13 protein-coding genes and 2 pseudogenes are annotated in these 14,385 nt (G+C 69.8%); 6 read left to right on the forward strand and 9 right to left on the reverse strand.

Translation table 11 applies throughout. The annotated features are described in order from the left end of the window. Positions 1–207: 207 nt before the first annotated feature. Together BMG523DRAFT_RS19950 and BMG523DRAFT_RS19955 are read left to right on the forward strand one after the other, a co-directional pair. A pseudogene (locus BMG523DRAFT_RS19950) lies at positions 208–1,053 on the forward strand (IS5 family transposase). 29 nt (positions 1,054–1,082) lie between these two features. Beyond that, positions 1,083–1,799: a transposase family protein gene (locus BMG523DRAFT_RS19955; protein ID WP_235463275.1), complete on the forward strand. Its 717-nt coding sequence runs from the start codon at positions 1,083–1,085 to the stop codon at positions 1,797–1,799. Between the two features lie 524 nt (positions 1,800–2,323). Here the strand turns inward: BMG523DRAFT_RS19955 and queF are convergent. The 7 genes from queF to rsmI form a co-directional block, all read right to left on the reverse strand. Continuing rightward, positions 2,324–2,653, reverse strand: a complete 330-nt coding sequence (gene queF, locus BMG523DRAFT_RS19960; protein WP_085949899.1) for a preQ(1) synthase — start codon at positions 2,651–2,653, stop codon at positions 2,324–2,326. 119 nt (positions 2,654–2,772) lie between these two features. Beyond that, positions 2,773–3,639 carry a 16S rRNA methyltransferase gene (locus BMG523DRAFT_RS19965; protein ID WP_051623972.1) on the reverse strand — a complete coding sequence of 289 codons (867 nt, stop codon included), beginning with the start codon at positions 3,637–3,639 and terminating at the stop codon, positions 2,773–2,775. Then, the gene (gene queD / locus BMG523DRAFT_RS19970) at positions 3,636–4,010 is read right to left on the reverse strand and encodes a 6-carboxytetrahydropterin synthase QueD (RefSeq protein ID WP_011437762.1); all 375 of its coding nucleotides are present in this window, start codon (positions 4,008–4,010) and stop codon (positions 3,636–3,638) included. The genes BMG523DRAFT_RS19965 and queD overlap by 4 nt, the downstream gene beginning before the upstream one ends. Next, positions 4,010–4,648 carry a 7-carboxy-7-deazaguanine synthase gene (queE, locus tag BMG523DRAFT_RS19975; protein WP_043591963.1) on the reverse strand — a complete coding sequence of 213 codons (639 nt, stop codon included), beginning with the start codon at positions 4,646–4,648 and terminating at the stop codon, positions 4,010–4,012. Before queE ends, queD begins: the two co-directional genes overlap by 1 nt. A 1-nt stretch (position 4,649) precedes the next feature. Continuing rightward, entirely contained in the window at positions 4,650–5,360 is a 711-nt protein-coding gene (queC, locus tag BMG523DRAFT_RS19980) for a 7-cyano-7-deazaguanine synthase QueC (protein WP_043591968.1), read from the reverse strand. A gap of 2 nt (positions 5,361–5,362) precedes the next feature. Beyond that, the gene (locus BMG523DRAFT_RS19985; RefSeq protein ID WP_160323733.1) at positions 5,363–6,499 is read right to left on the reverse strand and encodes a tRNA guanosine(34) transglycosylase Tgt; all 1,137 of its coding nucleotides are present in this window, start codon (positions 6,497–6,499) and stop codon (positions 5,363–5,365) included. A gap of 36 nt (positions 6,500–6,535) precedes the next feature. Continuing rightward, positions 6,536–7,414 (reverse strand): 16S rRNA (cytidine(1402)-2'-O)-methyltransferase, encoded by an 879-nt coding sequence (rsmI, locus tag BMG523DRAFT_RS19990; RefSeq protein WP_160323734.1) that lies wholly within the window; start codon positions 7,412–7,414, stop codon positions 6,536–6,538. A 1,012-nt stretch (positions 7,415–8,426) separates the two neighbouring features. On the opposite strand from rsmI, the pseudogene BMG523DRAFT_RS27515 reads away from it, so the two are divergent. The 4 genes and pseudogenes from BMG523DRAFT_RS27515 to BMG523DRAFT_RS26025 all read left to right on the forward strand — a co-directional run. Beyond that, positions 8,427–8,723: pseudogene (locus BMG523DRAFT_RS27515) on the forward strand (radical SAM protein); the annotation flags it as partial. Between the two features lie 790 nt (positions 8,724–9,513). Beyond that, a complete protein-coding gene (locus tag BMG523DRAFT_RS19995) occupies positions 9,514–9,978 on the forward strand; it encodes a carboxymuconolactone decarboxylase family protein (protein ID WP_011437757.1) in 465 nt (154 codons plus the stop codon). 1 nt (position 9,979) lies between these two features. Then, positions 9,980–10,999 (forward strand): Gfo/Idh/MocA family oxidoreductase, encoded by a 1,020-nt coding sequence (locus BMG523DRAFT_RS20000; RefSeq protein ID WP_011437755.1) that lies wholly within the window; start codon positions 9,980–9,982, stop codon positions 10,997–10,999. A gap of 135 nt (positions 11,000–11,134) precedes the next feature. Beyond that, on the forward strand, positions 11,135–11,800 hold the full coding sequence (locus BMG523DRAFT_RS26025; RefSeq protein WP_200923131.1) for a class I SAM-dependent methyltransferase: 666 nt from the start codon (positions 11,135–11,137) through the stop codon (positions 11,798–11,800). A gap of 110 nt (positions 11,801–11,910) precedes the next feature. Here BMG523DRAFT_RS26025 and BMG523DRAFT_RS20010 read toward each other — a convergent pair whose 3' ends face one another. Both BMG523DRAFT_RS20010 and BMG523DRAFT_RS20015 read right to left on the reverse strand, forming a co-directional pair. After that, positions 11,911–12,765 carry an Rmt family 16S rRNA (guanine(1405)-N(7))-methyltransferase gene (locus tag BMG523DRAFT_RS20010; protein WP_011437753.1) on the reverse strand — a complete coding sequence of 285 codons (855 nt, stop codon included), beginning with the start codon at positions 12,763–12,765 and terminating at the stop codon, positions 11,911–11,913. 253 nt (positions 12,766–13,018) lie between these two features. Next, positions 13,019–13,639: a Uma2 family endonuclease gene (locus BMG523DRAFT_RS20015; protein ID WP_235186947.1), complete on the reverse strand. Its 621-nt coding sequence runs from the start codon at positions 13,637–13,639 to the stop codon at positions 13,019–13,021. Positions 13,640–14,385 lie beyond the last annotated feature (746 nt).

A 14,385-nucleotide genomic window follows, 5' to 3' on the forward strand; every position in this document is an offset into this window, starting at 1 on the left:
GGCCGCTTCACGTCACGGCGACACGCCGGCCCACCCCAAACCACCAGCGACTATCACACAGAGTGACACCCGAAGGTTAAACGACAAGCTGAGAAGGTGTTTGAGAATGCCCGCTGGTGACGGTGTGTGATCTTCCGGGGTGCGCGATGGGGGTGCACTCGTCGGATCATGGCCGGGTGGGGGTGGCTGGGGGCTGACGGTGGACGGATGGCGCATGCTCACCGTCATCGGTATCCGTCGGATCTGTCGGACTCGCAGTGGGCTCTGGTCGGGCCGTTGCTCCCGCCGCCGGCGGCGGTGTGCCGGCCGGAGAAGCATGATCGGCGTGATCTGGTGGACGCGATCCTGTATGTGGTGCGCTCGGGGTGTGCGTGGCGGGCGTTGCCGTCGGACTATCCGCCGTGGTAGACCGTGTACTACTACTTCGCCCTCTGGCACGATCTGGGTGTCACCGAACGTGTTCACGACGTGCTGCGGGAGCAGGCCCGCCGGGCGGAAGGACGCGATGTCGAACCGTCGGCGGGGATCATCGATTCCCAGTCGGTGAAGGGCGCCGACACCGTGCCCGCCTCCTCCCGCGGCTACGACGCCGGCAAGAAGGTCAACGGTCGTAAGCGGTTCATCGCTGTGGACACGATGGGACTGCTGCTGGCCGTGCTCGTGGTCCCGGCCAGCACCCATGACACCGCCAGTGGCCGGCAGCTCCTCCTCGACAGTTTCTTCGCCGGCCGGCGGCTACGGCTCGTGTTCGCCGACGCCGGGTTCGCGGGTGTCTTCGTGGACTGGGCCGCCCGGATCCTGACCCTCACCCTGCAGGTGGTGCGCAAACCCGCCGGGCAGAAGGGCTTCTCCGTCCTGCCACGTCGCTGGGTCGTCGAACGAACGTGGTCGTGGATCACCGGCTACCGCCGGCACGCCCGCGACTACGAACGCCGCCCCGACCACGCCGAATCCCTCATCCGCTGGGCCATGATCGCCACCATGGTCCGCCGCATCGACCGGCGCACCCCCGCCCAGCGGCCCGGACCCCGACCGCTACAGAGAATCATCTAAACGACGATCTCAAACACCTTCTGACGGCGTTGCTCGCCGACGACCGCGAACGCCACGGGAACTGGCGCAAGGTCCCGGCCCGTGACCAGGCACTTCTTGCCTTGGCCCACCTGCGCAACGGAGACACCTACACCCGCCTCGTCGAGGGATTCCAGGTCGGGGTGGCCACTGTGTGCCGCTACGTCCACGAGGCCGTCGCGCTGCTCGCCGGCCGTGGCCGGACCCTGCTCGCCGCCGTCTGGGCCTTCGCCTGGTGCCGGAGCAACTTCCTCATCCTCGACGGCACCGTCATCCGCATCAACCGGATCCGCGCCCACAACAGGCTCTACTACTCCGGCAAACACAAACACCACGGCGTCAACCTCCAGGGCCTGATGGACCCCTACGGCCGGATGATCTGGATCTCCGACGGACTGCCCGGATCCACCCACGACATCACCGCCGCGAGGTCCCACAACATCCTCCACCTGATCAACCAGGCGGAGACGATCTACCTTTACGCCGACAAGGGCTACGTCGGCGGCGAGAGCGAACAACTCCTCACCCCCCGCAAGAAACCCCAGAACGCCGAACTACCCGACGCCGACAAGGAGAAGAACCGCAGCCTCTCGGCCACCCGCGCTGTCGGCGAACGAGGATTCGCCGTCCTCAAGAACTGGCATGTCCTCGACCGGTACCGCGGCTGCCCCCGCCGCGTCGGCACAATTTCCCAAGCCATCCTCGTCCTGACGCACGAAGGAATTTAGGAGAACCGAGGATGGAAAACGCTCATGGCACAGCTGCTCCTTCGGAAGAAGGCGGCGGGGATTGCCTTCGGCCCGGCGTCGGCCCGACGAAAGGCAGTTCTGAGCCAACTCCGACGGGCTGGCTTTTTCCCTGACAGGTGTGGCGAAGCCGCTGACATGCCACTTTTCTCTGGCCGTATGGGTCGGCACGGATTCTGACGGAAGACTGGTTTATCAGCTGACGTGTGGGGGTGTCAGCGACGAGGGGAAGATGTTCATCCGGGCGCCGTTCCGGCCATGTGGCTCAGAAGGAGAAGCCGCTGGCGATCGTGGCGTCTCCCACGCCGCGATGCCGACGGCGGTCCGCACCCCCGGGCAGTGACCCTGAGTCCGGAGGCGAAAACGCGGCAGCCGTCGACCAGGGTGACCGCGCTCCGCGCGGGAGGCACTCCGGGCAGGAGCGCCGTCCGACGAACACGGTGCGTGCCGTCGTAGGGGCGCTGGTGAGCTCGGCCGAGGTCCAGGACCGTCCGGCAGGGGCGGGGTCAGGCCTCGCGACGGTAGGTGCTGGAGGCCGCCAGCGCGATGCCGCCCCGGGCGTTGAAGTTCACGGTGACGGTGAGCTGCACCGGAGCGAGCGCGGCCACCAGATCGTCACGTATCAGGGTGGCCAGGTGTTCGTGGAAGATCCCTTCCTCCCGGAAGGTCTCCAGGTAGAGCTTGAGGCTCTTGGTCTCCAGACCACGCCCGCCCGGCCGGTAGTCGATGCGGATCGTCGCCCAGTCCGGCTGGCCGGTGATCGGGCACCGGCAGGTGAACTCCCGGCAGTCGATCCTGATCTCCTGCGAGGTGTCGTCGATCGGGAACGTCTCCAGGGACCGGTCGGCCTTCGCCTCCGGGTTGCCCAGCTTCGTCAGGGCCACTGCCGCATCACCGACGCTCCCTCTCCCGTTCCCGCACACCGGCACCGCTGACGAGCATAACCCGCCGATCCTCAGCCCTGGTGCGCCCGGGTCGGGAGCGCCTCGGGCGACGACATGTCCTGCGGCGACCGGCCGAGGACGACCAGCTCCTCGGTGCTCAGCCGCACCCGGTCCACCGACCAGCCGCGCCGGTCGGCCAGCCGCTCCAGCTCCTCCCGCATCGGCGGCGCGAAGACGGCCGGCCGCCCGTTCATCGCCCGGGTGGGGAAGGAGACGGCGACGTGCCGGGCGTCGACGGTCTCGACCAGCCGCAGGCCGCTGCCCCGCCGACGGTCCTCCAGGCAGTGGTAGGTCTTCAGCAGCAGTGCCAGATCGGCCCGCGGTGGGGGACCCTGGGCCACCACGTCGTGGTGGACCACCCAGCCCTGCGGATGCACCATGGCGAGGAAGGCGTTGCCGATCTCGACGAAGTCGGCGTTGAGGTCGTAGCCCGTGTACGTGGCGTCACAGGTCTCCAGCAGCCAGGGGACGGTGAGGACGTTCAACGCACAGGCGATGTCGACAACGGTGTCCGGGGCGGGCAGGACCGACAGCAGCGCGGGGTAGAAGTCGTCCAGGTCGGCAAGGCGCTCGGCGGTGGAGACGTGCCGGGCCAGCACGGCCCGGCAGCCGGCCTTCAGGGCCTGCGGATCGCCGGTCGGCAACCGTGCCACCTCGCGGCGCAGCACCGCTGTCCGCCCGCTCAGCAGGTGCAGGGCGGCGACCCGGTGCAGCCGCACCCGGGCCCGGTGCTCGACCGGGCCGGTTCCCCCGGCGCTCGCCTCCTGCTCCACGACATGGGCGATGGTCTCGGGGTGCACGCCCCGGTACTTGGCCGAACGGGCGATCCGGGCGGCGGCCGCCGCCACGGCCTCCTGGTCGGCGCCCGGCGGGGTCACGCCGGTGTCCGGTCCGGCTCGTCACCTCGGTAGATGCACCCCGACGTGCAGGTCTCGCGGACGGTGACCGCGCTCAGCGGGAGCTCGCCGGCCAGCCGGTCCCAGATCCACCGGGCGAGGTTCTCGCTGGTCGGGTTGTCCAGGCCCGGCACCTCGTTGAGGTAGCGGTGGTCCAGCTGGTCGTGCAGCGGAGCGAACGCCGCCCGGAGGTCGGCGAAGTCCATCACCCATCCAGCCCGGGGGTCGACCGGGCCGACCACCTGGATCGCGATCCGGAAGGAATGCCCGTGCAGCCGGGCGCACTTGTGACCCTCCGGCACCTCCGGCAGGCGGTGCGCGGCCTCGAAGGTGAACTCGCGGAAGATCTCCATCAGCGGATCCCCAGGATCTTGTGGGTCTGAATGCTGAGCCTCCAGCGTGGGTGGGCCAGGCAGTAGTCGAGCGTCGCCCGGGTGTTGGCCTCCCGGTGCGGCCCGTCCATCGGCTGCAGCAGGTGATGGCCGAACTCCAGGCCGGCGAACAGCTCCGGTCCGGCGCCGGGCTGCGGGAAGACCAGTTTCAGCTCGTCACCGGTGGTCAGCCGCAGCGGCGCCCCCGCCTTGGGGGACACGCACACCCAGTCCAGCCCGGCCGGCGCCGGGCAGGTGCCGTTGGTCTCGACGGCCACTTCGAAACCTCGTGTGTGCAGGGCGGACACGGCCGGGGTGTCGAGCTGCAACAACGGCTCACCGCCGGTGCAGACCACGTAGGGCAGCGCCCCGGGGGCATCGGACGGCCACCGCGCGGCCACGGCGTCGGCCAGGTCGTCCGGGGTGTCGAACACGCCGCCGTCGGGGCCGTCGGTACCCACGAAGTCGGTGTCGCAGAACTGGCACACCGCCCGGTGACGGTCGCGTTCCCGCCCGGTCCACAGGTTGCACAGGGCGAACCGGCAGAACACCGCCGGGCGGCCGGACCGCACGCCCTCCCCCTGCAGCGTGTAGAAGATCTCCTTGATCCGATAAACCATGTCAGCCCCCCGCCGGGTCAGGGACCCCCACCTCGGTGAAACCACGCTCCCGCAGCGAGCAGGAGTCGCACCGCCCACAGGGCCGGCCGTCCGGCCCCGGGTCGTAGCAGCTGTGCGTCAGCCCGTAGTCAACCCCGAGCGAGAGACCAAGGCGAATCGTGTCCGCCTTGCTCAGGCGCATCAGCGGGGCATGGATCGACAGGGTGCGCTCACCCGACACGGTGGCCTTCGTCGCCAGGTTGGCCATCGCCTGGTAGGCGGCCAGGTACTCGGGACGGCAGTCCGGGTAGCCGCTGTAGTCGACCGAACTCGCGCCGATGAACACGTCCCAGGCACCCGCGGTCTCGGCCAGGGCCAGCCCGAAGGACAGGAAGATCGTGTTCCGGGCCGGGACATAGGTGACCGGGATCTCCTCCGCCGTTCCGGCCGCCGGGACGGCGATGGTCGGGTCGGTCAGCGCCGACCCGCCGAAGACCCCCAGGTCGATGTCGACCACCACATGCCGGACCACCCCGAGCGCGGAGGCCACCCGCCGGGCCGCGGCGAGTTCGACCTCGTGCCGCTGGCCGTAGCGGAAGCTCAACGCGTGGCAGGCGAATCCCTGCTGGTTGGCGATGGCGAGCACGGTTGCCGAGTCCAGCCCCCCGCTCAACAGCACCACCGCGGCGGGTCGGGGGTCCGTCCCTCCGACCGCGCCCCGGGTCGGGTTCACCGTCACGTGTCGTCGTCCCCAACCTCGGCCGGGCCGGCTGCCAGCGCGCGCCCGCCCGCCCGCAGCTGCTCGATAAGTCGAGTGTAGAAGCGCAGGTTGTGCAGCGTGGCCAGCCGGTCGGCCTGCCCGTCCCTGACCCGGAAGAGATGGTGCAGGTACGACCGGCCGTACCGGGTGCAGGTGGGGCAGTCGCAGGTGGGACAGATCGGCTCGTCGATGCGATGGTTGCGTTCGTCCAGGATGTGGACGTTCTGGTAGAACGACCCGTCGGCGGCCAGCGGGGCGTTGTTGAAGGCGTACAGGCGACCATGCCGTGCGTCCCGGGTGGGAATGGTGCAGTCGAACACCCACCGGCAATCGATCTGGCACAGCGCCACGAGATGCTCGGGTTTGCCCACCCCGAGCGCGAAGAGCGGGGCCTCGGGCGGCGTGGACGCCGAGAGCAGGGCGAACATCTCCCGTTCGAGCACGCCGTTGCCGTCCAGGGGCCAGCCGCCGAAGCCGAACCCCTGCGCACCCGCCTCCACCAGGGCTTCCACGCAGCGCTTGCGCTGGTCGGGATCCGCACCGCCCTGCACCACACCGACCAGCAGCGGCGGGTTCTCCAGCCGGCGCTGCCGACACTGGAGATCGAAGGCGGTACGGGTGTCGCGGAACCAGCGGATCGTGCGGTCGACCGAGGCCACCACCTCGGCCGGCGAGTCCTCCGGACCCGTGCAGTCGTCGAGCGCGATGACGACGCCCGAGCCCAGCCCGAACTGCCACTCGATCACCCGCTGCGGGGTGAGCTCGACCTTCGTGCCGTCGGCAGGATTGCGGAAGACCACCCCGCCGGGGCGGATCGCGCTGTGCTGCCCCTGCCGCCGCAGCAGGGACAGCACCTGGAACCCGCCCGAGTCGGTGACCACCACGCCGTCCCAGGCCATGAAGCGACGCAACCCGCCGACCCGCTTCACCGGCCTGACACCGGGCCGCTGGGCAAGATGGAAGGCGTTGCACATCACCGCCTCGATCCCGACCTCGCGCAGGTCACGGGGATCCGTGCTGCGCACCGCCGCCCGGGTGCCATCCGGCAGGAACGTCGGTAGCTCGACCGTCCCGTGCGGCGTCGCCAGCACGGGAGCCGGCACAACAGGCATGACGGGCGGACTCATCCTCGGCATCTCAGAACCAGTCTAGTCGGCCGGTCCACCCGCGGGCGGGCAGGTACCGGACCGGACCCGGCCCTCGGCCTCCCCGACCAGTGCGTACACCTGGTTGCGCGGCAGGCCGGTGACCTCACGGACCACCTCGCGGGCCAGCCGGGCACCCGCTCCGTGCCGCAGCATCGCCTCGGCGACGCGGTCGGCCAGCTCCGTCTCCCCGGCGGCGGCCCGCGTCCCCGCCCCCTCCACGACCACCGTGAACTGCCCGCGGACCGGCTGCTCCCCGGCCAGCACGGCACGGAGCTCGTCGAGCGTCCCCCGGATGAACTGCTCGTCCGGCTTGGTCAGGTTGCGTGCCAGCGCCGCCCGCCGCTCACCCAGCACGGCGGTCAGGTCGGCCAGGCACTCGGTCATCCGGTGTGGCGCCTCGAACAGCACCAGGGAGGCGTCGAGACCGCGCACCTGCTCCAGGGCCGCCCGGCGGGCGGCCGGTCGGCGGGGCAGGAACCCGAGGAAGTGGAACCGGTGTACCGGCAGGCCGGATCCGACGAGCGCGGTGACCGGCGCGCTGGCCCCCGGCAGCGGGCGGACCGGGATCCCCGCCTCGATGGCCGCGGCGACCAGGCGGTAGCCGGGGTCGTTGACCAGCGGGGTGCCCGCGTCCGACATCACGGCGACGTCCGCGCCCTCCTGCAGCAGCGACAGCAGTTGGGGACCCCGCTCCTGCTCGTTGTGGTCGTGGTAGCTGAGCAACCGGGGCGACGTCCCGAGCGGCTGCAACAGGCGCCGCGCGTTGCGGGTGTCCTCCGCCGCGACCACCGGGACCTGCCGCAGCACGTCGACGGCTCGGGCGGTGATGTCGCCGGGGTCCCCGATGGGCACCGGGACCAGATAGAGCGTGCCCGGCACGGTGGCACTCCTCTCCGGCCCGACTCCGCTTTTCTCCGGCCCGACTCCGCTTTCCGGCCCGACTCCGCCGCCGACGCGGCGGCGCCGCGTTCCTGCGTCGGCCATCCTAGGAGCGCCCTGCGGATCCTGCCCTGCCGGGGTTGCCCGGGACGGGGCGTGCACCTCGAGCACCACACCGCCGCGCGACGCGGGTCACCCGCGACGCCCGCACGACCAGGCCGGGCCGGCCGTCAGGACCGCGGCGGTCGTCTCCCATGACCGCCGGTGTGACCGCCCCCACAGGCCGGTCCCGCCCGCAGCGCCGCCCGCCCCGGAGGGGCCGGATGACAGAAAGACGACAGCACGACGGGGGACGGCAGCCTCACAGGTAAGGGACGTGACGTTCCGTGAGATGGCTTCCCGAGCCCGGGCCGGCGACCGGCCCCACACCGCACTCACGCTCCGTCACGACATGATCGGCCCCGTCCGCCGCGCGGGTCACACCGGGATCGCCGCCGCCCGGCGCCGACCCCGCCGCCCCACAACCCCGTCCCACCCCTGACCGCGAAGACCCGACCTGACCAGCGCAAACAATGGCACGGGCAACCCGCGGCCCGACCGGCGGCGCCGACACGGGGAGTTCCCCGTCGTTTCCTGAAGCGGATCGGCGCCTCAGTACCTCCGCGTACGACCCGTGCCTGATCCCGGACAACCATGCCCTCCACAGGACCCCGGCAACGCAGAACTGGTTGCTACGCCAATCACAGTTCCACCTCAACGTCACCCGCCGTCGTCGCGGATGAAGCCGGTGAGCCACAGTTGACCAATCTCGCCATGTTGTCCTACAGTGACGCAATCGTTGCCGGGAGACAACCCTGCTCTCCACCGACAGTTCCCGACGGCGTTCCCGCACTTGTCGAGATCGCTCGTTCGCGGCCGAATCCGCCCAGGTAAAAGCAATGGGTTTGGGGGAATTTTGGAACAGGTCTATCCGCATACCGGGGTGTGCTACACCTACGGGAACCACGAGCGCGTGTACCTGATCTACACCTATGCCTGCAACGCGACCTGCGCACATTGCCTGGTCCAATCGAGTCCACATCGCCGGGAGAGGTTCGACCTGGCCACCGCGATAGAAATCCTGCGGACGGCAGCCAGGTTCGGTCGCAGGTTCCTCGACCTGGGCGGCGGCGAGATCATGCTTCATCCGGAGGACACCTGTGCGCTCGCCCGCGCCGCCACGGATCTCGGGTACTACGTCTCCCTCAACACGAACGGCTTCTGGGCCCGCACCCCCGAACGCGCCCGTACGCTCGTGAGCCGTCTCCAGCAGGCCGGGGTCCAGGCGATCTTCCCGAGTGCGAGCGCCTTTCACCTGCCGTTCGTGCCGGTCGAGCGGCTGCGCCACCTCCGCCGGGCCTGCGCCGACCTCGGCATGGTGCACGAGCTGAGCTGGGTGGCCTCCCACCTGCCCGACGTGGACGCCCAGCTGCTGGACGACCTGGACCTGGGCGGTGAGACGGTCTACCCCAACAGCCTGACCACCGAGGGCAACGACCCGGAAGTCATGGCGGCTCTCACCAGGCACTACAGCCGGTTCACGCCGGACCGGCTCCCCGACTGTGGAAGTCTGCAACTGGGCGTCAACCCGCGCGGGCATGTGATAGCCACCTGCGAGATGACCAATCTCAACGAGAAGTTCCGCGGCACCGCACTGTTCATCGGAGATTTCACCCGGACGCCGTTCGAGCAGCTCCTGGAAGCCGAACGGGACACGGCCGTGCTGCAGTTCCTCTATCATAACCCGCCGGCCGCGCTGCACGATCTGCTGCTCGCCGATCCGCAGGAAGGCGAGGGATACCGGCACCGGTATGCGGATCGCACCTATCACAGCGTCACGGACTACCTCGCCGACCTGCTGCGCGACGAGAACGTGCCGGCCGCGGAGCGCGCCATCGCCCGCGCGTCCGATACCCGCGCGTCCCATGCCAGCACAGCGGTTCCCGGCAGGTTCCACCCGGTGATCTCCCGCGCGTCCCCACGTCTAGACCCCGCCGGGAACCGCCGGCCCGCCGGTAATCCGCGATCCGATTCAACGCCTGGTCGAGAGGAATTCATCGATGGCGGAGAAAACGCTAACCTCCAGCTCTTTTCGTCTCCGTGTGGACCTCCTGGCTCCCCACATCATGTCGGCCATGGAGGCTTTCGACGCCGCCACCGACAAGGTCAGCCTGCCGGCCTCGCTCCTGGAACTGGTCCGCACCCGGGCCTCCCAGATCAACGGGTGCGCCTTCTGCGTCGGCGCCCACAGCCCGGCCGCCCTCGAGGCCGGCGCGACCCAGAAGCAGCTGCTGGCCCTGCCCGTCTGGCGCGAGTCGCCGCACTTCTCGGCACAGGAACGTGCGGCGCTGACCCTCACCGAGGCCATCACCCAGATGGACCGCCGGCCGGTCACGGACGAGATGTGGGGCGAGGTCTCGGTGGTCCTCACCGAGGTGGAGCTGGCCGAACTGGTCTGGGTGATCGCGGCGATCAACGTCTGGAACCGCGTCGCCGGTACCGCGCGTCCCTGGCCAGTGGCCTGACATGCGGATCGGACTCGTCGGGGCCGGCCGAATCGGCGCCGTGCACGCCCGCACGCTGGCCGACGACCCCCGGGTGGACGAACTGGTCATCACCGACGTCGACCAGGAGCAGGCCGCCCGCGGGGCGAGCGCGGCCGGGGCCCGGGTCGCGGCGGATCTCGAGGCGCTGATCGCCCTCCGCCCGGACGCGGTGGCGATCGCCTCTCCCACCGACACCCACGCCGACATCGTCCTGCGGTGTTGCGCCCTGGGCATTCCGACCTTCTGCGAGAAGCCGGTCTTCCGGGAGCTAAGCGTCGGTGAACGCGTGGCCACCGAGGTCAGGCTTTCGGGGATCCCGGTGCAGGTGGGCTTCCAGCGCCGGTTCGACACCGGGTTCGGCAACGGGCGGGAGGCCCTGAGATCCGGTGCCCTGGGTCAGCTGCGGCGCGTGCACATGGTCACCGCGGATCCTCAGCCGCCGCCGTTCGACTACGTGGCGGTGTCCGGCGGCATCCATCGTGACTGCCAGATCCACGACTTCGACGCCCTGCGCTGGGTGAGCGGACGCGAGGTGGTCGAGGCGTTCGCCGCAGGTGCCCGGCGCGGCGCCGAGTACTTCGGTGACGTCGGCGACGTGGACGAGACCGTGGTGCTGCTGACCCTCGACGACTGTTCCCTGGCCACCCTGCAGGCGTCCCGTTACAACGGGCACGGCTACGACGTGCGGATGGATCTGGCCGGAACCTCCGCCAGCATCTCGGTGGGCCTCGACGCCCGGGTGCCGCTGCGTTCGGTCGAACCCGACGGGCCGGTACCCGCCGCGCAGCCCTGGTCGTCCTTCATGGACCGGTTCGCCACGGCGTACCGGGCCGAGATGGAGGCGTTCGTGACCATGGTGAGCACCGGCGGTCCCAGTCCCTGCACGCTCGACGACGCCCTCGCCGCGCTGCGCATCGCGGAGGCGGTGACCCAGTCCCGTCTCCGCCGCCGCCCGGTGGCCCTGGAGCACGCGACGCTCACCGCACCGGGAGCCCGATGAGCGTCATCGGGGGGCTCGCCCTGGACGAGGAGGCGGTGTTCGCCGACTTCGCCGCCCGGGTACCACTGGCCGGAGCGGACGTGGTCGAGATCGGTGGGTCTCTTCCCCCCCCACCACCACGCACGGGCCTGCGACGTGGCTTCCTGGGTCGCCGTCGACCCCCGTCGCCCGGCCCGGGGGGACGCCCGGGACCGGTACCGTGTCCTGCCCGTGCCGGCCGAGCAGATGCCGGTACCCGACGGCGGCGCGGACGCCGTGTTCTCCAGCAACGCCTTCCAGTTCGTGGACGTACCCGCCGTGCTCGCCGAGGTCCACCGGGTCCTGCGTCCCGGGGGCCTGCTGTACGCGCACTTCGGCCCGATCTGGAGTGCGGTGGACGGGCACCAGCTCGAGTACGTGCGCTACCGGGAGCAGGACCTGCTCTTCTGGCGCGACACCCTGTTACCGCCCTGGGCCCATCTCGCCTACTCCCGGGACGAGCTGCGGGCGTTGCTGGCCAGTGCACTGCCTGCCGACCTCATCGATCTCCTGGTCTGGCACGTGTTCGACAGCGACACCGTCAACCGGATGTTCTTCGAGGACTACGTGCAGGCCGCGCTCGGGTCCGGTCTGGACTGGGTGCAGGTGAGTGCCACGCACGAGCTGGACTACCGCCTGGATCTTCCCGCCTTCGACCCGAGCCTCCTGCGCACGGTCGACCCCGGGCAGCTCGCCGCCCGGTGGTCCGCCCGCCGCGGCGCCCCCACCCGCCCGGGTCCGCGGGACGTCCTCATGGTGCTGCGTCGCCCGGAGGACCGGTGACCATGGTCGGTGGACCTGTTCCGAGTACCGGGAGACCGCCCGGGGGCCGTGTCTGCCGGGCCGATGCCTGCCGGGTCGATCCGGCCGCGGGCCGGGAAATCCCCGGCCGGTCACCTGCGCACGATGTAGATGAGCTCGTTGGCGATCTCGGCCTGGTCGAAGGTCCAGCCCCGCTCGGCCGCCTGCGCCTCGAAGGCGGCCGAGTACGTCTGGAACATGCCCTTCGAACGCTGCCCCAGCGATCTGGTCGGAAAGCTCACCACCACGAACGGCGACCTCAGCGCGTCGACGAGTTCCCAGCCGGCGCCGGCGCGCTGGCGCTCCAGCAGGGGCAACGTCTTCAGCACCAGCGTCACGTCGGCGTGCTGCGCGGGCACGGCACCCGACACGAGGTCGACCACCTCGACCCGGTGCTCGACCTCCAGCAGGTCCAGCGCCCGGTCCAGGAACTCCATCTGCTGGGAGTCGATGTCCGAGGCCAGGTAGGTGGTCTGCGCGGGCAGGCCCATCGATCCGAAGGCCAGCGGGTTCAGACCGCAGGCCAGATCCTGCACCACGGCCGGCGTGGGAACGGCGCCGAACACCGCGGCGTAGAACTCCCGCAGGTACGGAAGCCGCTCACGGGTGGAGGCGTGCACCCGCATCGCCCGGGACACGGCCGCCGCGACGGCGTCCGGATCCCCGCCCCCGACCGCCGCACCGATGTCGCGCAGCAGCCCCGGGTAGCCGGGGGCCCGCTCCGGCAGGTAGGCGCCGTAGATCTCGTGCAGCGACCGCTTGGTGCGCTTCACCGCCTCCGGCTCGTCCCCCCGGGAGGCGACCAGGGCACGCTCGGCGAGACGACGCACCGTCTCGGGGGCCACCGCCCCGTACCTGCGGCTGCGGGCCACGGTCTCCCGCACCCGGTCCACTGCCTGCTCCTGCGAGCCCACAGGGGCCGAACCGCCACCGTCACGGACCGCCACTGTTCTCCCTACGCCGGCTCCCGATCCTCGACCGTCAACTGCACCCGCCGGCCCATCCACCATCCAGTCCCTCGACGCCATCACGATCATCCTATCGAGGCGTCGCTACGACCGTTTGACCCCGCCCCCCGGGACGAGTGAAGCGATGGCGCCACGCTGATCCGCGACATCCAACCGTGCCAAGATCGTCTCGCACGGCTTGTAACAAATGACTGGGAGGGCCAAAATTGGTCCTGTCGACCTGTCGGGACGCTCAGAAAGCCAGGTCATCCCAGGTGATGGTGATCGGGATGGGGTTGGTGATTTCCGGTGGTCCGCCGGCCTCGTCTTTCATGAGGGTGCCGAGGTGTTTGTAGAGCATGCTGGCGCGGTCGAGGGCGTAGCGTTCGATGCTGGTGACGCCGTCGTTGTCGAGTCGGATGATCCAGTAGTGCTGGATGCCGGCGCGGGCGTATTCGCCGAGCTTGTCGGTGGTGTCCTGGGTCTCTGAGCCGGGCGAGACGATCTCGATGACGAGCAGGGCGTGTTCGGCGCGGAGCCGTTCGCCGCGGTCACGATCGAGGCAGCGGTAAAGGATGACGTCGGGCCGGCGGTTGAGCAGGGGGATGTCGCGGAGCCGCAGGTCGACGTCGTTGTTGACCGTCAGGCAGCCGTACCGGCCTGACTTCACGGCGTTCCGGGCGTGCCGCTCCAGCAGGTTGGCGAGCCGCCGTCCCGCGGTCTGGTGGTCCGGGGCGGGAGCCTCACAGAAGATGATGTAACCGTCGACGATCTCGATCGACCGGGCGATCTCCTCCGACAGCGCCTCGTACTCGGCTGCCGTCACGCGCGCGGGCTGCGGGCGCAGGTCGCGCAGCCAGCTGTCCTCTGGCAAGGCCGTCGTCACCATCGCCTCCCGGGCGGATGAGTCGTCACGCGTCCAAGACGTCGGTGGGACGCGACCATCCGATCCCAGCGTAGATCCTGGGCTCGCGTGGACGCGCATCGCAAGGCAACGCGACCGCGTCGAAGCCGCAGCCGCCGTCGGGGCGCCCCTCCGCGGCAGGGCCGTGCCCCGGACCGGCCACGGCCGCGCCGGTCTGTGACCACCGCTGGGTGGTGTGATCTCCTCGACAGGATTGCAACCAGACGGATCTCTGTACAGAGGAGTATTCGACGTTCACGGTCGCGCGTGACGTGCGTCGATGCAGCTCAGCACACCGCATAGCCGGATAGTCCTCATAATCCTCCGGTCGTGGGTTCGAGCCCCACCAATTTTTTGATCATTCCTCCGACCTGGGTGGATGCGGTTTACGATCTATCCCTTTGAGATCCAAGGCTGTGGAACGATCATGGTCGGGATCTCGACAGGTGGTTCGAGCCCCGCCTGGACGACCAAACCCGCAGGTAGATGCCTAGCGGGAGTTTCCTAGATAAGTTGATCTTTGGAGTCCGTTGAGCTGGCCGGTGGCTGGTTCAGGACGGTCTGATCTGGATCTTTGAGTACTCGCCTGATCGACAGTTCGCCTTCCGGTGTGTATTACCTAAAGCATGTCGTCGTTGGTGGGGAAGAAGGTCGGTGGGAAGACGTACTACTACCTGGTCGAGTCGGCCCGTGTGGACGGCGAGCCCAGGATCGTC

It is taken from the genome of Frankia sp. BMG5.23 (genome assembly GCF_000685765.2).
GTDB classification, from domain to species: Bacteria; Actinomycetota; Actinomycetes; order Frankiales; family Frankiaceae; genus Frankia; species Frankia casuarinae.